This window comes from Microbacterium sp. oral taxon 186 str. F0373 (assembly GCF_000411455.1).
In the GTDB taxonomy this organism is placed as follows: domain Bacteria; phylum Actinomycetota; class Actinomycetes; order Actinomycetales; family Microbacteriaceae; genus Microbacterium.
In genome coordinates, this window is the sequence record NZ_KE150457.1 from 368,491 (window position 1) to 386,951 (window position 18,461).

The following is an 18,461-nucleotide window of genomic DNA, read 5'->3' on the forward strand; positions in this document are numbered from 1 at the left end:
CCATGACCACCGCGCTCACCACCGCCCGCCGCGTGCCGGCCGATCTGCCGGAGCACATCCAGCACTACATCGACGGCCGCTTCGTCGACTCGGTCGACGCCGACACGTTCGATGTGCTCGATCCGGTGACCAACCAGACCTATCTGAAAGCCGCCGCAGGCAAGAAGGCCGATATCGACCTCGCTGTCGCCGCCGCGCGAAAGGCGTTCGTCGAGGGACCCTGGCCGCGCATGCAGGCGCGTGAGCGCTCGCGCGTGCTGCACCGCATCGCCGACATCGTCGAGTCGCGTGACGCGCGCCTCGCCGAGCTGGAGAGCTTCGATTCGGGCCTGCCCATCACCCAGGCGCTCGGGCAGGCGCGTCGCGCAGCGGAGAACTTCCGCTTCTTCGCCGACCTGATCGTCGCGCAGACCGACGACGCCTTCAAGGTTCCCGGCCGCCAGCTCAACTACGTGAACCGCAAGCCCATCGGCGTCGCCGGACTCATCACGCCGTGGAACACGCCGTTCATGCTCGAGTCGTGGAAGCTCGGCCCCGCCCTGGCCACCGGCAACACCGTCGTACTCAAGCCCGCGGAGTTCACTCCCCTGTCGGCCTCGCTGTGGGCGGGCATCTTCGAAGAGGCAGGCCTGCCCGAGGGGGTGTTCAACCTCGTCAACGGTCTCGGCGAAGACGCCGGCGACGCGCTCGTGAAGCACCCGGACGTGCCCCTGATCTCCTTCACCGGCGAGAGCAGCACCGGCCAGCTCATCTTCGCGAACGCAGCCCCGTTCCTCAAGGGCCTGTCGATGGAGCTGGGCGGCAAGAGCCCGGCCATCGTCTTCGCCGACGCCGACCTGGACGCGGCGATCGACGCGACCATCTTCGGGGTGTTCTCGCTCAACGGCGAGCGCTGCACCGCCGGCAGCCGCATCCTCGTACAGCGCGAGATCTACGACGAGTTCGTCGAGCGGTATGCAGCACAGGCCGACCGCGTGAAGGTCGGCTACCCCGATGACCCCGCGACCGAGGTCGGCGCGCTCGTGCACCCGGAGCACTTCGCGAAGGTGATGTCGTACGTCGAGCTCGGCAAGAGCGAGGGCCGGCTCGTCGCCGGCGGCGGCCGGCCGGAGGGCTTCGCCGAAGGCAACTTCGTGCGCCCCACCGTGTTCGCCGACGTCGCCCCCGACGCGCGCATCTTCCAGGAGGAGATCTTCGGTCCCGTCGTCGCGATCACCCCGTTCGACACCGACGAGGAGGCGCTGTCCCTCGCCAACAACACGAAATACGGTCTGGCTGCGTACGTGTGGACCAGCGATCTGAAGCGCGCGCACAACTTCGCCCAGAACGTCGAGGCCGGCATGGTCTGGCTGAACTCCAACAACGTCCGCGACCTCCGTACGCCCTTCGGCGGGGTCAAGGCCTCGGGCCTCGGACACGAGGGCGGCTACCGCTCCATCGACTTCTACACCGACCAGCAGGCCGTGCACATCACGCTCGGCCCCGCCCACAACCCCACCTTCGGCAAGGGAGCCTGAGATGACCGACCGCAGCCAGATGATCCGAACCTCCTCGGGATTCTTCGTCTCGCAGGAGGCACCGATCCACGCGGACAATCCCATCCCGACGCCCTCCGTCCCGGCCCCCGACATCCTGCGCTGCGCGTACATGGAACTCGTCGTCACCGACCTGGCGGCATCCCGCGAGTTCTACGTGGACATCCTCGGGCTGCACATCACCGAAGAGGACGACGAGGCGATCTATCTCCGTTCGACGGAGGAGTTCATCCACCACAACCTCGTCCTGCGCAAGGGTGCGGTTGCGGCGGTGGCCGCCTTCTCGTACCGTGTGCGGTCGGCGCAGGACCTCGACAAGGCCGTCGCGTTCTACTCCGAGCTCGGATGCCGCGTCGAGCGGCGCCGGGAGGGCTTCACGAAGGGCATCGGCGACTCGGTGCGCGTGGAGGATCCGCTGGGCTTCCCGTACGAGTTCTTCTTCGAGACGCAGCACGTGGAGCGCCTGTCGTGGCGCTATGACCTCTACTGCCCCGGTGAGCTCGTCCGCCTGGACCACTTCAACCAGATCACGCCCGACGTGCCGCGCGCCGTCGGATTCATGCAATCCCTCGGCTTCCGCGTCACCGAGGACATCCAGGACGAGGACGGCATCGTCTACGCCGCCTGGATGCGCCGCAAGCCCACGGTGCACGACACCGCCATGACCGGCGGCGACGGACCCCGCATGCACCACGTGTGCTTCGCGACGCACGAGAAGCACAACATCCTGGCGATCTGCGACAAGCTCGGAGCACTGCGCCGTTCCGATTCCATCGAGCGCGGCCCGGGCCGACACGGCGTCTCCAACGCGTTCTACCTGTACCTGCGCGACCCCGACGGTCACCGGGTCGAGATCTACACGCAGGACTACTACACCGGCGATCCCGACAACCCTGTCGTCACCTGGGACGTCCACGACAACCAACGTCGCGACTGGTGGGGAAACCCCGTCGTCCCGTCCTGGTATACCGACGGCTCCGTCGTACTCGACCTCGACGGCAACCCGCAGCCCGTGCGCGCCCGCACCGATGCGAGCGAGATGGCGGTCACGATCGGCGCCGACGGCTTCAGCTACACCCGCGCCCCCGAAGATGTCGACGCCGGGGAGTTCAAGCTCGGCAACCAGCTCTAGCCCGCCGGCCAACCCGAGAGGATGCCATGCTGACCGACGCACAGATCGACGCCATCGCGGCGGAGCTCGCCGAGGCCGACCGCACGCACAGCGTGATCCCGCGCATCACCGCGCGGTATCCGGATGCCGTGGTGGAGGACTCCTACGCGATCCAAGGGCGCTGGCGTGACACGCAGATCGCCGCGGGGCGCATGCTCGTGGGGCGCAAGATCGGCCTCACCTCGAAGGCGATGCAGCAGGCGACGGGCATCAACGAGCCGGATTACGGCGTCATGTTCGACGACACGGTCTACCGCTCGGGCGCCGAGATCCCCGTGGATCTCTTCTCGAACGTGCGCATCGAGGTCGAGCTGGCCTTCGTGCTGAAGAGGCCGCTCGAGGGACCCGACTGCACGCTCGAGGACGCCCTCGCCGCGACCGACTATGCTGTTGCGGCCCTCGAGGTGCTGAACTCGCACATCGAGCTGGAGGGGCGGACCATCGTCGACACCATCAGCGACAACGCGGCGTACGGCGCGATGGTGCTCGGTGACGTGCGCAAGCGCCCCGACGAGATCGATCTGCGCTGGGTGCCGGGCGTGCTCAGCCGCAACGGCGAGATCGAGGAGACGGGCGTCGCCGCCGGCGTGCTCGGCCACCCCGCGACCGGCGTCGCGTGGCTCGCCAACAAGTTCCACCAGCACGGCGCGCGGCTGGAGGCGGGCGAGATCATCCTGGCAGGATCGTTCACGCGGCCCATGTGGGTGCAGCGCGGCGACGCGGTGCGGTGCGACTTCGGACAGATGGGGGTGATCGAGTGTCGTTTCGTCTGAGGGCGACCTTCCGCGATCGGCTGGCGGCGGCATCCCGCCCCCTCGTCGGCGGCTGGGTCTGCAGCGGCTCACCTCTGGTCGCGGAGATCATGGCGGGGTCGGGGCTCGACTGGCTGCTGGTCGACATGGAGCACGGCCCCAACACGCTCGACAGCGTGCTCGCTCAACTGCAGGCCGTCGACGGGTCCGGCGCGACCCCGATGGTGCGCGTTCCGATCGGCGACACCGTCACGATCAAGCAGGTGCTCGACCTCGGCGCGCAGAACATCCTCGTGCCGATGGTGTCGTCGGCCGACGAGGCGCGCGCCGTCGTCGCCGCCACACGCTATCCGCCGCGCGGTCGCCGCGGCGTCGGTTCGGCCCTGGCACGTTCGGCGCGATGGAACAGGGTGGAGGACTACCTGACCACCGCCGACGCGTCCGTGTCGGTCTTCGTGCAGATCGAGAATGCCGACGGCGTCGACGCGGCGGCCGAGATCGCCGCCGTCGAGGGCATCGACGGCGTGTTCGTCGGGCCGAGCGACCTCGCCGCCTCGCTCGGACTGCTCGGTCAGCAGACGCACCCCGACGTCGTCGCCGCCGTGCGGCGCACCTTCGCGGCCGTCCGCGCGGCGGGCCTTCCCGTCGGGGTGAACGCGTTCGACCCGCAGCTCGCGCAGGCCTACCTCGATGACGGCGCCGCATTCATCCTGGTGGGCGCCGACGTGGCGCTGCTGGCCCGCGGCTCGGAGGCCCTCGCGGCGCGGTGGGTGGCGGAGCACGACGACGCGGAGCGCGACTCGTACTGACGCGGGGCGCCGCGAGTCGGAACGTGTCGCGGCGCTGTCAAGCCCCCGGCGCACCATGCCGCGCCGTGCCACGCTGTGTGCATGCAGAGAATCGTCACCGCCCGCATCGAGCTCGACGTCTCCGCCCCCGCCGACCTCGTGTTCGCGGTCGCCGCGTCGCGGGCGTATGCCGCGGCATCCGAGACCCTCGAGGTGAGCGTCGACGGCGCCCCCGTACCGGCGCGCGAACACGCCGACGCGCACGGAGGTCGCCTTCACCGTGTGGACGCCCCGATCGGCCACCTTCGACTGGACTACGCGGCGACGATCGACGGCACGGGCGCGCCCCTGGGCGCCGACGAGGCCGAACTGCTCGTCTACGGTCGCCCCAGCCGCTATGCGGAATCCGACGCGCTCGCGCCGACGGCCGCGGCCGAGTTCGGCGGCATCACCGATCCACGCGAGCTGCTGATCGCAGTGTCCTCGTGGGTGGGCACCGAGCTGTCGTACGTGAGCGGCTCGAGCCTGCCGACCGACGGGGCCACCCGGACGCTCCTGGCTCGCCGCGGCGTGTGCCGCGACTACGCCCACCTGTGTGTCGCCCTTCTGCGCGCCGGCGGCGTGCCCGCGCGGCTGGTCGCGGTGTACGCGCCAGGACTCGACCCGATGGACTTCCACGCCGTCGCCGAGGCGTGGGTCGACGGTGCCTGGTGCGTCGTCGACGCCACCACCCTCGCCCCGCGCGACACGCTGGTGCGGATCTCGACGGGGCGGGATGCCGCGGACACCGCCTTCCTGAACATCCTGCGCGGCCGCGCCGACCTCGCTGACATGCAGGTGACGGCCACCGCCGACGTCCTCCCCGACGACGATCTGAATCGCCTGGTCCGCCTCGTCTGACGCCGTGGAGCGCACATCTGCGCGCGGGCGAGAAGAGTGCGGGAGTCAACCCGTTGACTCGTAGAGTGTCAACTGGTTGACTCACCTCATGGCCGCGCGTCTCACCGTCACCCTCCACGAGCTCGTCGGCGAGCTGGACCTGTTCGCGGACGCATGGTTGCGAGAGAAGCACGGCGTGAACTTCAACCTCTTCGAGATCCTGGCGACCCTCGCCGAGCGTGCTCCGATCGACATCACCGGGCTCGCGCACTGTCTGCGGGTGACGAAGGCGGCTGTCAGCAAGCGCGTGCCGACGCTGGTCGCCGACGGCTGGCTCACCGCCGCTGCGGGCGAGGGACGCCGCATCATCTTGGAGCTGACCCCGAAAGGCGTCGAACTGGTGCGCATCGCGGGGGGTGAACTCGAGGCCGAGTTCGCTCAGATGCTCGCCGATCCTCGCCTGCACCCGCTCCGCTCCGGCACGGGCATCAGCCCGGCCGCGCTCAACGCTCACCTGTCGGCACTCACCGACATCGTTCTCGCGAAAGGTCGCACCTCATGAATCGCCGTCTGCTCGTCATCGTCGGCACGCCGCTGGCGGACACCCTCACCCATGCGCTGGCGGAGAGCTACGCGGCGAGCGCCCGCGCCGCCGGCGCCGAGGTGCGCCTCATCGATCTCGCCCACGACCCCATTCCCGACCATCCGCGCAGCCGTGACCAGCTGCGCGCGCCGCGCAGCGGGCGCACCGACGACCTGCCGCTGGATCCCGACGTCGCCCGCTACCTCGACGACCTGTTCTGGGCCGACCACATCGCGATCTTCCACCCGCAGTGGTGGGGCACCGTGCCGGCAGCGTTGAAGGCGTTCATCGACCGTGTCTTCCTCTCCAACGCGACGTTCCGCTATCGCGAACGGTCGGCACTGTCCGACCGCCTGCTCGCCGGACGCACGGCACGCATCGTCATGACGATGGACTCCCCTCGGTTCTGGAACCGACTCGTCTACCGTGGCGCCGCCGAGGCATCGCTCTCCCGGGCGACCCTCGGCTACTGCGGCGTGCGCACCGTGGGCATCACACGCTTCACGCCCGTGCGCTTCAGCGACGACACCGCCCGCCGCGGCTGGATCGAGCGCGTGGCACGGCACGGGCGAGCGGATGCCGCCTCCTCCCGCCGCGCCGACCACCCGTCGACGGGCGAAGCGCCCTCCCCGCCGCGGACGGCACGGGTGAAGACCCTGTAACAAAGCGTCGCCCGGCGACGCCCGGCACCGCGCCAGCGGCGAAGATGGATGTCGCGGCATCCGCACACAGCATTCGGCGCGCCGCTCATCCCACCCGGAGGTCTCCATGCCGCGTCCCATCCTGCGCACCGCCCTCGCCGCCACCGCGGCCGCTCTCGCCCTCGCCCTCGCCGGCTGCGCCGGAGGGACCTCGAGCCCGGGAGGTGCGGCGTCCGGCTCCGCGAACGCGGATGCCGGCTACATCACCCCCGGAAAACTCACCTTCGCCACGGGTGAGACGGCGTACGAGCCCTACGTGTACGGCGACGACCCGGCATCCGGAAAGGGCTTCGAAGCAGCGGTCGCTTACGCCGTGGCCGATCAGCTCGGGTTCGCGAAGGACGACGTCGTGTGGGTGCGGACCTCCTTCGAGTCGGCCATCGCGCCGGGACCGAAGAACTTCGACATCAACATCCAGCAGTACACGATCACCGACGAGCGCAAGCGGGCCGTCGACTTCTCGACGCCCTACTACGAGGCGAGCCAGTCGGTCGTCGCGATCAAGGGCGGAAAGGCCCAGGGCATCACCGACATCGCGGGACTCAAGGGCCTCGCGATCGGCGCGATGACCGGCTCGACGAGCGCCGCCACCTTGGAGAAGGCGATCGCCCCGACCACGGCGCCGTCGCTCTACAACTCCAACGAAGACGCCGTCGCCGCCCTCAAGGCCGGCCAGATCGACGCGATCGTGCTCGACACGCCCACCGCGTACATCGCGGTCAACGCGCCCTACATCGACAACTCGTTCGTGGTCGGCGAACTGCCCGCCGCCGGCATCCCCGACCAGTGGGGACTGCTGCTCGCGAAGAACTCACCGCTGACCGCGAAGGTCAGCGCCGCGGTCGACGCCCTCCGCGAGAACGGCACCCTCGACGAGCTGAAGAAGCAGTGGCTGTCGGTGCTGACCGAAGGCGTGCCGCAGCTGAAGTGACCCGCTCGGGTAACGTCGGTCCGTGACCATTCACTCCCCCAGCGCACTCGAGCTCGAGCGGCGTGCGTTCCGCCGCGGGCGCGAGCGACGCTCGGTGCTCGTCGCGATCGCCTCAAGCCTCGTGTTCGCCGCGATCGTCTGGGCGAGCGTCATCAACACGCCCGGGTGGGCGAGCGTGCAGCAGGCGTTCTTCGACCCGCAGATCGCGCTGCAGTCGCTGCCGAAGATCTGGGACGGCTTCCTCATCAATCTGCAGGTGCTGGGCATCTCGCTCGTCACCGTGTCGGCCGTGGCTCTCCTGATCGCGGTGCTGCGGACCGTGCGCGGGCCGGTGCTCTTTCCGCTGCGCGTGCTCGCGGCGGCCTATACCGACCTCTTCCGCGGTCTGCCGTTCATCATCGTGCTCTACCTGATCGGCTTCGGTGTGCCGACGATCATGAACACGCGGATCCCGGTCGTGGTGCTCGGCGTCGTGGCGGTCACGCTGACCTACTCGTCGTACGTGTCCGAGGTGCTGCGCGCCGGCATCGAAGCGGTGCACCCCTCGCAGCGACTTGCGGCGCGTGCGCTCGGTCTCGGCTACGTGCAGACGCTCCGCCGGGTCGTGCTGCCGCAGGCCGTCCGCAAGGTGACGCCGCCGCTGATGAACGACTTCATCTCGATGCAGAAGGACGTGGGACTGATCTCGATCCTCGGCGCGATCGACGCCATCGCCGCCGCCCGTTCGTCGGCGTCGTTGAGCTACAACTTCACGCCCTACGTCGTCGCCGGCATCCTCTTCATCCTGCTGGCCATCCCGACGATCCGCGTCACCGACTGGTACACCGCGCGGCTGCGCGAGCGCGAGCAGCAGGGATCGATCCTGTGAGCGGGCACGCCGCGGCATCCGGCTCCCCCGTCCTGCGCGCCGACGACCTCTGGAAGTCGTTCGGCGAGCGCGACGTTCTGCGCGGTGTCTCGGTCTCGTTGTCCGCGCACGAGGTGGTGGCCCTCATCGGCTCCTCCGGATCGGGCAAGTCGACGCTGCTGCGCTGCCTCGGGCTCCTGGAGCCCATCGACGACGGGCGCATCTGGCTGGGCGAGCTCGACATCTCCGACCCCCGCGTCGACGGCAACCGCGTGCGGGCACGCCTGGGCGCCGTCTTCCAGAGCTACAACCTGTTTCCCCACCTGTCGGTGCTCGACAACGTCACGCTCGCTTCACGGGTCGTGCACCGGATGCCGCGGGCACGGGCCGAGGAGCGCGCCCACGATCTGCTGGCACGCGTGGGCCTCGCGGAGTTCGCGACGGCCCACCCCGACCGCCTCTCCGGCGGCCAGCAGCAGCGCGCGGCGATCGTGCGGGCCATCGCGACCGATCCCGAAGTGCTGCTGCTCGACGAGATCACCTCCGCGCTGGACCCCGAGCTGGTCGGCGAGGTGCTGGAACTCGTGCGCGCCCTGGCCGCGGACGGGACGACGATCCTCATGGCGACCCACGAGATGGCCTTCGCCCGCGACGTCGCCGACCGCGTCGTCTTCCTCGACGACGGCGTCATCGTGGAGGAAGGTGCCGCGGCATCCGTGTTCGCCGCGCCGCAGCATCCGCGCACGCAGGCATTCCTCTCGCGCTTCTCCGGCTGAGAGTCAGCGCGCGGCGCGCGAACTCCGCAGAATCGCGCGAACTCCGCACGGATGCCGCGAAAACGTGCGGAGTTCGTCGCTTTCTGCGGAGGACGTCAGCGCGTGCGGGTTAGCGCGCGGCGCGGATGAGCTGCGTCGAGTGGTCGAGATGCGCGCGAACGGCCGCTCCCCCGTCGCGGGGCAGCGCGTCGAGGTAGGCGCGATGCTCGGCGGCGAGCGCACCCGGCGCGTAGTGGGGACGCACGTGGGTCAGCAAGAGCAGCACCTCCGACTCGAGGCCGGCGTGGGCCTCCGCGAGACGAGGGCTGTCGGCGGCATCGACGATCGCGCGGTGGACCGCGGCATGCGCGCGGATCGTGGCCGCCCAGTCGGCGCGGGCTTCGGCATCCGCGAGATCGCCGATCGCCGCCTCGATCGCCGCCCGCGTCGCGGCCGACCACGCGACGCCCTGCGCCTCGGTGATCAGCCGCACGGCCTCGGTCTCCAGCGCGGCGCGCAGCTGCTGGAGTGCCCGCAGATCGTCGTCGTCGAGCGCCGAGACCCGGGCGCCGGCATAGGGGACGAGCTGGACGAGGCGTTCTGCCCCGAGCGCGGCCAGGGCCGCACGCACGGTATGCCGCGACACGTCATGCGCGCGGGCGATCTCCTCTTCGCGCAGCGGCGCACCCGGCGCCAGCGCGCCGCTCAGGATCTCGCCGCGCAGCGCATCGGCCACGCGCACGTCCGCCGTCGGCCGCGGCGCGTCCTCACGCCGGCGCGGAGACACCGGCGCTCCGGAGACGGGCGGGGGCGGCGACCAGGGCGAGCCCGACAGCGATGACGATGAGCCCTGCCACCGAGACGGCGGAGAGCTGCTCGTGCAGCACGACGAGGCCGAGCACCGTCGCGGCGAGCGGCTCGGCGAGCGTGAGGGTCGACACGGTCGCCGGGCTCAGGCCGCGCAGGCCCGCACCGAACAGGAGATAGGCGATCGTGACGGTGACGACGCCGAGCCACAGGGCGAGCGCGACGCCGTTCGCGGTGTTCAGCCACGCGGTCGAGGTCGACAAGAGCACGGGCAGACTCAGCACCGCGGCGGTCCCGAACACAGCCCCCATCACTGCCGGCGCCGTCCAGCCGCGGTCGAGCAGCATCTTGCTCGCGATCGCGTAGAGCGCGTAGGACGCGCCGGCACCCACGGAGGCGGCGACGCCGAGGAGGCTGGTCGGTGCGGCGGAACCGTCGCCGAACACGCCCGACACCAGCACGACACCGACGATCGCGACGGCTGTCGCGACACTCCAGCGAAGGCTCGGGCGGCGGCGGCGCAGCACGCTGTCGAGCACGCCGGTGACGATGGGCGCCGAACCGAGCGCCACGACCGTGCCGACGGCGACGCCGTTGAGCCCGGTTCCCGAGAAGAACGTCGGCTGGTACGCCAGCACCCCGGCGGCTCCGACGAGCACGATGACGAACGCGGGGACCCCCCGTCGGACCGGGAGGCTGTCGACCGCCGGCCGCGGCGCTGTGCGCCGCGCCCGCGAGACGAGCGCGATCACGCCCAACAGCGCGCCCCCGATGAGCACGCGCGCCGCGCCGATCGAGAGGGCGTCGGCATCCACCTCGGCGAGTGCCCGCGACGTTCCCGTCGTGGCGAAGCACAGCGCCGCGACGAGGACGGCGACGACGGACAGGGAACGACTCACCGGAACATTGTTACACAATCCAGCTGGCGCGGCGCGAGTTCACCGCGCACGCATAGCCGCCGGTCGTACGCTCGGCATACGCCTCCCATCGATGCTCTGCTCACGACCTGGCGCGCCGACCCCGTCACGATCGCGGTCCTGGTCGGCGCGGCACTGCTCTACGCCCTCGGGGTGCGACGCGCACGGCGACGCGGCACCTCATGGCCGGCCCACCGCACGGTGCTCTTCTTCGTCCTCGGGCTCGGCTCGTACGCCGTGGTGGAACTCGGCTTCCTCGGCACGTGGTCGGCCGAGCTCCGCTGGGCGTTCGTCGCCCGCATCGCACTGCTGCTGATGGCCGTTCCGGGGCTCATCTGCCTCGGACGTCCGCTCGATCTGCTCCGCGCGGGCCTGTCGGATGCCGCCCGGCAGCGCCTTGACGCGGCCCTGGACGGCCGTGTGTTCCGCGTGCTGGGCAATGCGATGTTCGCGACGGTCTTCGTCGCGGCGATCTTCTGCGTGTTCCTGACACCCCTCGCGGGAGTTCTCCGCACCTCCCCCCTGATCGGCGAGGCGCTCGGGCTCGTCTCCCTCGTCGTCGGGCTGCTGCTGGTCGTTCCCCTGATGGCGCTCACCGGCATCCACACCAGTACGTTCCTCGCGGTGGAGTTCCTCTTGGCCTTCGTGGAACTCGTGATCGACTCGATCCCCGGCATCCTGCTGCGCCTGAACGACACGGTCGTGGACGGCGTCGCGGCCGCGACGGGCGCCGGCTGGTGGCCGAACCCGCTGCACGATCAGCACCTCGCCGGAGACCTGCTCTGGTTCATCGCCGAGGTCGCCGACGTGCCCATCCTGATCATCCTGCTGGTGCGTTGGGGACGCCGCGACCGCGTCGAGGCGGCCGGCTACGACGCGCTGACCGACGAGGAGCACGACGCCCTCGTCCAGGCGCACCTGCGCGGCGCGCGCGGCTGACGTTCCCCTGGGTGCGCGCTCCCGCACGAACTCCGCAGAATGCGACGAACTCCGCAGGTTCTCGCGGCATCCGTGCGGAGTTCGCGAGAGTCTGCGGAGTTCGTGAGCCGAGTGGATGCCGCGGCATCCACGCTCCGCCGGCGATCACGCCCGGACGCTGCGCTCGGCCGCCTCGACCACGTTCGTCATGAGCAGCGCCACGGTCATCGGTCCGACGCCGCCGGGATTCGGCGACAGCCAGCCGGCGACGTCCTCGACGCCCGGGGCGATGTCACCGTAGACCCTGCTCTTGCCCGTCTCGGGATCGCGCTCGCGGGTCACGCCGACATCGAGCACGGCGGCGCCGGGCTTCACATCCTCCGGACGCACGAGGTGCTTGACCCCCGCGGCGCCGACGATGACGTCGGCCTGCCGCAGGTAGGAGGGCAGGTCGCGGGTGCCGGTGTGGGTGAGCGTGACCGTCGCGTTGACGGCGCGGCGCGTGAGCAGCAGACCGATCGAGCGGCCGATCGTGACCCCGCGACCGACGACCACGACGTGCGTTCCCGCCAAGGCGAAGCCGTTGCGCTCCAGCAGCTCGATCACGGCGCGCGGCGTGCACGGCAGCGGCGAGGTGATCTCGTCGTTGACGTTCAGCACGAGCTTGCCGAGGTTGGTCGGGTGCAGGCCGTCGGCATCCTTCGCCGGATCGATCCGCTCGAGGATGCGATCGGTGTCGATGTGCCGCGGCAGCGGCAGCTGGACGATGTAGCCGTGGCAGGTCGGGTCGGCGTTGAGGCGATCGATCTCGGCTTCGACGTCGGCGTGCGTGGCGTCGGCGGGCAGCTCGACCTGGATCGAGTTCATGCCGATCGCCTCCGACTCGCGGTGCTTCATCCCGACGTACAGCTGGGATGCCGGGTCGGCGCCGACGAGCACCGTCGCGATACCGGGCGTCACTCCCCGCGCCTTCAGCTTCGCGACCCGCTCGGCGAGCTCCGCCTTGATGGCCGCGGCCGTCGCGCGGCCGTCGAGCTTCTGTGCAGTCATGCGTTGTCTCCTCCGTGTTCTCCCCGCGAGACACGGTTCCCGCACCGAGACACGCGTCGACGGCGCGTGTCTCGGTGCGCAGGCGGTGTCTCGCGGACCGTGGATGCCGCGGCGCACCCGCGCGGGCGGGGAATGCCGCGGGCGGGTTACTGCGTGAGGCCGGGGTACAGCGGGAAGGCGGCGGTCAGGGCGGCCACGCGCGTGCGCAGCGACTCGACGTCGGCGTCCGGCAGCAGCGCCAGCGCGATGATGTCGGCGACCTCGGTGAACTCAGCGTCGCCGAAGCCGCGGGTCGCGAGCGCCGGGGTGCCGATGCGCAGGCCCGACGTCACCATGGGCGGACGCGGGTCGTTGGGCACCGCGTTGCGGTTGACGGTGATGTGGATCTCGTGCAGGAGGTCCTCGGCCTGCTTGCCGTCGATCGCGGCGTCGCGGAGGTCGACGAGCACCAGGTGCACGTCGGTGCCGCCGGAGCGCACCGAGATCCCGGCGTCCTTCACGTCCTGCTGCGACAGGCGCTCGGCAAGGATCGCCGCACCGCGCACGACGCGCTCCTGGCGCTCCTTGAACTCCGGGGTCGCGGCGAGCTTGAACGCGGTCGCCTTCGCGGCGATGACGTGCATGAGCGGACCGCCCTGCTGACCCGGGAAGACGGCCGAGTTGATCTTCTTCGCGAGGTCGGCGTCGTTGGTCAGGATGAAGCCCGAGCGGGGTCCGCCGATGGTCTTGTGCACCGTGGAGCTCACGACGTGCGCGTGCGGTACCGGCGAGGGATGCAGGCCCGCCGCGACGAGGCCGGCGAAGTGCGCCATGTCGACCCACAGCAGCGCGCCCACCTTGTCGGCGATGGCGCGGAAGCGCGCGAAGTCGAGCTGGCGCGGATAGGCCGACCAGCCGGCGATGATCACCTTCGGCTGGTGCTCGACGGCGAGGCGCTCGACCTCGTCCATGTCGATCGTCGAGGTCTCGGGGTCGACGCCGTAGGCGACGATGTTGTAGAGCCGGCCGGAGAAGTTGATCTTCATGCCGTGCGTGAGGTGCCCGCCGTGGTCGAGCGAGAGGCCCAGCAGGGTGTCGCCGGGGCGCGCGATCGCGTGCAGCACGGCGGCGTTCGCCGAGGCGCCCGAGTGCGGCTGGACGTTCGCGAACTCGGCGCCGAACAGCGCCTTCGCACGCTGGATGGCGAGCTCCTCGGCGACGTCGACCTCCTCACAGCCGCCGTAGTAGCGGCGGCCCGGGTAGCCCTCGGCGTACTTGTTCGTCAGCACGGAGCCCTGCGACTGCAGCACCGAGACGGGAACGAAGTTCTCCGAGGCGATCATCTCGAGGTAGCCGCGCTGACGCTCGAGCTCGCGCTCGAGAACCTGCGCGATTTCGGGGTCGACCTCGGCGAGCGGGGCGTTGAAGTACGGATCGGTCATGACGGTCTCCTGCCATTCGTCGGGTGGATGCCGGTGTGCGCCGGGCGCACGCCGGTGTATCAAACGAAGGCCGGCCCAGGCGTGCGGTCGATTGCCGTGTTCGCCGCTCCCCGATGGTGACCCACCTCAACGCCAGTCGCGACAGTGCGAGCATATCGGATGCGACGCCGCCGGCACACGGCTAGGCTGGCGTCATCGGATTTGTTAGGACTCCTTACATCACCGCCGACCCTCAGGCCGCAGCCGCTGGCCGCGATCCCCAGCCGCCACGCAGAATGGAGACACCGTGTCGCAGCCCTGCCTCGTCCCCGCACCCGCGCGGCTGACCCTCGACGAGGGCAGCCCCTTCCTCCTCGCGAGCGACGTCGCACTCGTGATGACGACGGATGCCGTGGGAGTCGCCGACGCCGCCGCGGAGCTCCGCCGGCTGATCGCGGCGCGCACCGGCATCCGCCTCGCCGCTCCGACACCCGCGAACGACGGGGAGCCACACCTCCGCCTGAGCCTCGAGCACGACGGGCCCGCCGAGTCATACCGGCTGCGCAGCGACGCCGGCGCCGTGCACGTGGCCGGCGCCGATGCGGCGGGCCTCTTCTACGGCGTGCAGACCCTCGTGCAGGCGATCACGACAGACGCCTCGGGCTGGCGGATTCCGGCGATGGAGATCGAGGACGCCCCCCGCTTCGCGTATCGCGGCGTCATGCTCGACGTCGCCCGTCACTTCCTCGATGTCGCGACGGTGTGCGGCTACATCGACCGCGCCGCCGGCTTGAAGTTCAATGCCCTGCACCTGCACCTGACCGACGACCAGGGATGGCGCATCCAGATGCACTCCCGCCCCCGGCTCACGGAGAAGTCCGCGTCGAGCTCGGTCGGCGCGGACGGCGGCGGCTTCTACACCCACGACGACTACCGCGCCATCGTCGCGTACGCCGGCCGCCACCACATGATCGTCGTGCCCGAGATCGACGGCCCCAGTCACACCCACGCCATCTCCCTCGCCTACCCCGAGCTGTGCGCGCCGCCGGTGGTGAGCGCACAGCTGCGGCGGCAGTCGGAGGAGGACGGCAGCGCCCTCCCGCTCGGCGGCGTCGCCTACGACGGCATCGGCGTGGGCTTCTCGTCGCTGCGGATCCGCGACGAGGCGACGTACGCCTTCCTCGCCGACGTCCTCACCGAGCTGGCGGCTCTCACTCCCGGTCCGTACCTGCACATCGGCGGCGACGAGGCGCTGGGGACGGATGCCGAGGATTACGACCGCTACATCGCACGCGTCTCGCGGCTGGTGGCCGAGACCGGCAAGACCGCCATCGCCTGGCACGAGGCCGGCGTCTGCGGCGGCCTCGCGGAGGGAACCATCGGGCAGTACTGGGGTTTCGTGTCGCCGACCGACGGCATGGACGAGAAGACCAGGGGCTTCGTCCGCCGCGGCGGGCGCGTCATCCTCTCACCCGCCGACGCGATCTACCTCGACATGAAGTTCGACCCCGACTCGCCACTCGGGCTGACGTGGGCGCGCGGAGTGACCAGTGCCCGCCGCTCCTACGAGTGGGAGCCGACTGCCGTCATCGACGGCATGGATCAGGCGCAGATTCTCGGCGTGGAGGCGCCGCTGTGGAGCGAGACCGCCCGCACGTCCGCCGACATCGACGCCCTCGCCTTCCCGCGCGTCGCCGCCGCCGCCGAAGCGGCGTGGTCCCCGGCGCTGGGAACCCTGCCTCTGCGAACATGGGAGTCCTTCCGGGCGCGCGTGGGCGGGCTCGGGCCGCTGTGGTCGGCACTCGGCATCCGCTTCACCGCGCTGTCCGAGATCGATTGGACACCCGCGGAGCCGATCACCGCGCAAGGGGACAACACATGACCACCGTCATCCACTCGGCGCAACTGGTCACCGCCGGAACACTCACCCCCGACGCCTGGATCGCCTTCACCGACGGGGTCATCGACGGCCGCGGCACGGGCACGACGTGGCGCACCCTGGGGGCGGCCCAGGTGATCGACGCCGCGGGAGGGGTGCTCGCTCCCGGGTTCATCGACATCCACGGCCACGGCGGCGGGGGCGCCTCGTTCGATGACGGCGCCGAGGCCATCGCCACGGCGCGGGCCGTGCACCGTGCGCACGGAACGACCCGCGCGGTGCTGTCGCTCGTCACGGCATCGCTCGATGATCTCGCCGCGCGCGTCGCCGTCATCGCCGATCTCGTCGAGCGCGACGCGACGATCCTCGGCTCCCACCTCGAAGGGCCGTTCCTCGATCCCGGCCACAAAGGCGCCCACACCCTCAGCCTGCTGCGCCCGCCCGATGCCGCGGCCGTGGGACGGCTGCTCGACGCCGGGCGCGGCACCGTGCGGCAGGTCACCCTCGCGCCCGAGCTGCCGGGCGCGCTGGCGGCGGTGTCGCAGTTCGTCGCCGCGGGTGTCGCGGTGGCGGTCGGCCACACGAACGCCACCGAGGACGACGCCTTCGCCGCCTTCGACGCCGGCGCGACGATCCTCACGCACGCGTTCAACGCCATGCCCGGCATCCACCACCGCGAACCCGGGCCGGTGGTGGCCGCGCTGCGCGACGAGCGGGTGACGCTGGAGATCATCGCCGACGGGGTGCACGTGCATCCGGACGTCGTCGCGCTGGCGTTCACGCAGGCGCCGGGTCGGGTCGCGCTCATCACCGACGCGATGGCGGCCGCCGGCGCCGCCGACGGGCACTACGAGCTCGGCGGGCTCGGCGTGACGGTCACCGGCGGCACGGCGCGACTCGATGACGGCGGCGCCATCGCCGGTTCGACGCTCACCCAGGACGCTGCCCTGCGGCTCGCCGTCGGCCACGGCATCGCGCTGACCAGCGCCGTCGACGCGCTGACCCGCGTTCCGGCGCGTGCCGTCGGCCTCGAGGATCGCTACGGCTCTCTCGAGAGCGATCGCGTCGCTGACGTCGTGCTGCTCGACGAGCACCTCCGGGTGCGGACGGTGTGGGTCGACGGCATCCGCATCTGACGGCACCCGCGCCCGACGGCGACGGGGACCGGATGACAGAAGCGGGGCGGAGGGCGCCCCCGCGCCGTCCGCCCACCGGTACCGCGCAGATCCTCCCCCGAGATTCCGCGCTTCCGGTCCTGGCCACGGATCGCTCCGTTCCCCTGGCCGTTCCCGTCGGCGCTGCTCCTGAATCCCCCTGGAGAGCACGCGACGGGAAGCCCTTCACCCCAAGAGAGCGCGCACCGCACGATCCATGACGCGGGTTGTGGGATTTTTCTCGAACTGTCTCCGACGGCGCTCAGCTCGCTCCGCCGCGAGGGGCCGTTGCCCCACCGGACCTGCGAAAATGGGAAGAAATGGCGCGACCCGCGTCATAATCCGCCGCCGTGGCCGTCTCTTCGATGACAACGAACGACGCCCACTCCGACAGGACTCTCTCGTCATGGACACGCCCGATCAGCCGCGCCCCGATGCCGACCTCGTGCTGCGCACGCGCGCCGGAGACCGTCAGGCGTTCGCCGAGCTGTGGCGCCGCCACTACCGGTCGGGGCTGACCGTCGCCTCGTCGATCACCTCGACCTTCGATGCCGACGACCTCGTCCAGGAGGCGTACGCGCGCATCTACCAGGCGATCGCGAAGGGCGGGGGCCCGACCGGCTCTTTCCGCGCGTACCTGTTCACGAGTATCCGCAATACGGCCGCCGGGTGGGGCCGCGCCCGTCGTGAGACGGCCATCGACGAGCTCGAGGCGCTTCCCGATCCGGATGCCGACGCGCACGCGACCGACGAGGCGCTCGATCGGAGCCTCACGCACCGTGCGTTCCGGAGCCTGCCGACCCGGTGGCAGGAGGTGCTCTGGTACACCGAGATCGAGCAGATGAAGCCGGCGGAGATCGCTCCCCTGCTGGGGATGAAGTCGACCGCGGTGGCCCAGCTGGCCTTCCGTGCGCGCGAAGGCCTGCGTGAAGCGTGGATCCAGGCGCACCTGCAGACGGTGGCCGACGGGTCGGACTGTCAGTGGACCATCGAACGGCTCGGCGCCTACGCCCGTGACAACCTGGGGACCCGCGACCACAAGAAGCTCGAGGCGCACCTCGCCGATTGTGCGCGATGCACGATCGTGGCCGCCGAGGCCGCCGAGGTCTCGCACCGTCTTGCCCTGGTGCTGCTGCCGTTGACGATCGGTGCGGGCGCTGCCACCGCCTACCTCGCCACCCTCCAGGGCGGCGCGGCTCCCTTGATCGCGCTGGCGGCGGGCGCGTCGGGGACCATGCCAGGCGCGGTGACGGTCGGGGCAGGCTCCGCACCGGTGGTCGGGTCGGCAAGCGGTGCCGGCGGGGCCGGCGCGGGCAGTTCCGCGGGAGCCGGAGGCTCGGCGGGCGGCGGTTCCGCGGGAGCCGGCGGCGCGGCCGGGGCTGCCGGATCCGCCG

Annotated in this window: 18 protein-coding genes and 1 riboswitch; of the genes, 14 read left to right on the top strand and 4 right to left on the bottom strand. The window is 70.9% G+C overall.

Translation table 11 applies throughout. From position 1 onward, the window contains the following. The first annotated feature begins 2 nt into the window (after positions 1-2). From hpaE to HMPREF1529_RS01720, 10 genes are all read left to right on the top strand, one after another. Positions 3-1,517 carry a 5-carboxymethyl-2-hydroxymuconate semialdehyde dehydrogenase gene (gene hpaE, locus HMPREF1529_RS01675; protein ID WP_005048041.1) on the top strand — a complete coding sequence of 505 codons (1,515 nt, stop codon included), beginning with the start codon at positions 3-5 and terminating at the stop codon, positions 1,515-1,517. Position 1,518: 1 nt separating this feature from the next. Further along, the gene (gene hpaD / locus HMPREF1529_RS01680) at positions 1,519-2,667 is read left to right on the top strand and encodes a 3,4-dihydroxyphenylacetate 2,3-dioxygenase (RefSeq protein WP_016463444.1); all 1,149 of its coding nucleotides are present in this window, start codon (positions 1,519-1,521) and stop codon (positions 2,665-2,667) included. Between the two features lie 26 nt (positions 2,668-2,693). After that, positions 2,694-3,479: a fumarylacetoacetate hydrolase family protein gene (locus HMPREF1529_RS01685; protein ID WP_016463445.1), complete on the top strand. Its 786-nt coding sequence runs from the start codon at positions 2,694-2,696 to the stop codon at positions 3,477-3,479. After that, positions 3,464-4,267, top strand: coding sequence for an HpcH/HpaI aldolase family protein (locus HMPREF1529_RS01690; RefSeq protein WP_016463446.1), 804 nt, complete (start codon positions 3,464-3,466; stop codon positions 4,265-4,267). The genes HMPREF1529_RS01685 and HMPREF1529_RS01690 overlap by 16 nt, the downstream gene beginning before the upstream one ends. Before the next feature lie 81 nt (positions 4,268-4,348). Further along, on the top strand, positions 4,349-5,146 hold the full coding sequence (locus tag HMPREF1529_RS01695) for a transglutaminase-like domain-containing protein (protein ID WP_016463447.1): 798 nt from the start codon (positions 4,349-4,351) through the stop codon (positions 5,144-5,146). Positions 5,147-5,234: 88 nt separating this feature from the next. After that, positions 5,235-5,687 carry a MarR family winged helix-turn-helix transcriptional regulator gene (locus HMPREF1529_RS01700; RefSeq protein ID WP_016463448.1) on the top strand — a complete coding sequence of 151 codons (453 nt, stop codon included), beginning with the start codon at positions 5,235-5,237 and terminating at the stop codon, positions 5,685-5,687. Next, positions 5,684-6,370: an NAD(P)H-dependent oxidoreductase gene (locus HMPREF1529_RS01705; protein ID WP_016463449.1), complete on the top strand. Its 687-nt coding sequence runs from the start codon at positions 5,684-5,686 to the stop codon at positions 6,368-6,370. Before HMPREF1529_RS01700 ends, HMPREF1529_RS01705 begins: the two co-directional genes overlap by 4 nt. A gap of 106 nt (positions 6,371-6,476) precedes the next feature. Beyond that, positions 6,477-7,340 (top strand): ABC transporter substrate-binding protein, encoded by an 864-nt coding sequence (locus tag HMPREF1529_RS01710; protein WP_016463450.1) that lies wholly within the window; start codon positions 6,477-6,479, stop codon positions 7,338-7,340. 22 nt (positions 7,341-7,362) lie between these two features. Further along, a complete protein-coding gene (locus HMPREF1529_RS01715) occupies positions 7,363-8,208 on the top strand; it encodes an amino acid ABC transporter permease (protein WP_016463451.1) in 846 nt (281 codons plus the stop codon). Next, on the top strand, positions 8,205-8,963 hold the full coding sequence (locus HMPREF1529_RS01720; protein WP_016463452.1) for an amino acid ABC transporter ATP-binding protein: 759 nt from the start codon (positions 8,205-8,207) through the stop codon (positions 8,961-8,963). The genes HMPREF1529_RS01715 and HMPREF1529_RS01720 overlap by 4 nt, the downstream gene beginning before the upstream one ends. 109 nt (positions 8,964-9,072) lie before the next feature. Here HMPREF1529_RS01720 and HMPREF1529_RS01725 read toward each other — a convergent pair whose 3' ends face one another. Continuing rightward, positions 9,073-9,678, bottom strand: a complete 606-nt coding sequence (locus HMPREF1529_RS01725) for a GntR family transcriptional regulator (RefSeq protein WP_232212029.1) — start codon at positions 9,676-9,678, stop codon at positions 9,073-9,075. A gap of 31 nt (positions 9,679-9,709) precedes the next feature. Then, positions 9,710-10,648: a DMT family transporter gene (locus HMPREF1529_RS01730; protein WP_016463454.1), complete on the bottom strand. Its 939-nt coding sequence runs from the start codon at positions 10,646-10,648 to the stop codon at positions 9,710-9,712. Positions 10,649-10,801: 153 nt separating this feature from the next. Here HMPREF1529_RS01730 and HMPREF1529_RS01735 point away from each other — a divergent pair, with 153 nt between their 5' ends. After that, positions 10,802-11,605, top strand: a complete 804-nt coding sequence (locus tag HMPREF1529_RS01735; protein WP_036282912.1) for a cytochrome c oxidase assembly protein — start codon at positions 10,802-10,804, stop codon at positions 11,603-11,605. A gap of 144 nt (positions 11,606-11,749) precedes the next feature. Here the strand turns inward: HMPREF1529_RS01735 and HMPREF1529_RS01740 are convergent, their stop codons facing one another. Together HMPREF1529_RS01740 and glyA are read right to left on the bottom strand one after the other, a co-directional pair. Next, a complete protein-coding gene (locus tag HMPREF1529_RS01740) occupies positions 11,750-12,634 on the bottom strand; it encodes a bifunctional methylenetetrahydrofolate dehydrogenase/methenyltetrahydrofolate cyclohydrolase (RefSeq protein WP_016463456.1) in 885 nt (294 codons plus the stop codon). A gap of 146 nt (positions 12,635-12,780) precedes the next feature. Further along, positions 12,781-14,055, bottom strand: coding sequence for a serine hydroxymethyltransferase (gene glyA / locus HMPREF1529_RS01745; RefSeq protein WP_005048010.1), 1,275 nt, complete (start codon positions 14,053-14,055; stop codon positions 12,781-12,783). Positions 14,056-14,121: 66 nt separating this feature from the next. Then, positions 14,122-14,205: riboswitch (ZMP/ZTP riboswitch) on the bottom strand. Between the two features lie 136 nt (positions 14,206-14,341). Here glyA and HMPREF1529_RS01750 point away from each other — a divergent pair. From HMPREF1529_RS01750 to HMPREF1529_RS01760, 3 genes are all read left to right on the top strand, one after another. Next, positions 14,342-15,916, top strand: coding sequence for a beta-N-acetylhexosaminidase (locus HMPREF1529_RS01750; RefSeq protein ID WP_016463457.1), 1,575 nt, complete (start codon positions 14,342-14,344; stop codon positions 15,914-15,916). Further along, positions 15,913-17,049, top strand: a complete 1,137-nt coding sequence (gene nagA, locus HMPREF1529_RS01755; protein WP_016463458.1) for an N-acetylglucosamine-6-phosphate deacetylase — start codon at positions 15,913-15,915, stop codon at positions 17,047-17,049. The genes HMPREF1529_RS01750 and nagA overlap by 4 nt, the downstream gene beginning before the upstream one ends. A gap of 424 nt (positions 17,050-17,473) precedes the next feature. Further along, on the top strand, positions 17,474-18,461 hold a 988-nt coding region (locus HMPREF1529_RS01760), incomplete at its 3' end, for a sigma-70 family RNA polymerase sigma factor (RefSeq protein WP_016463459.1).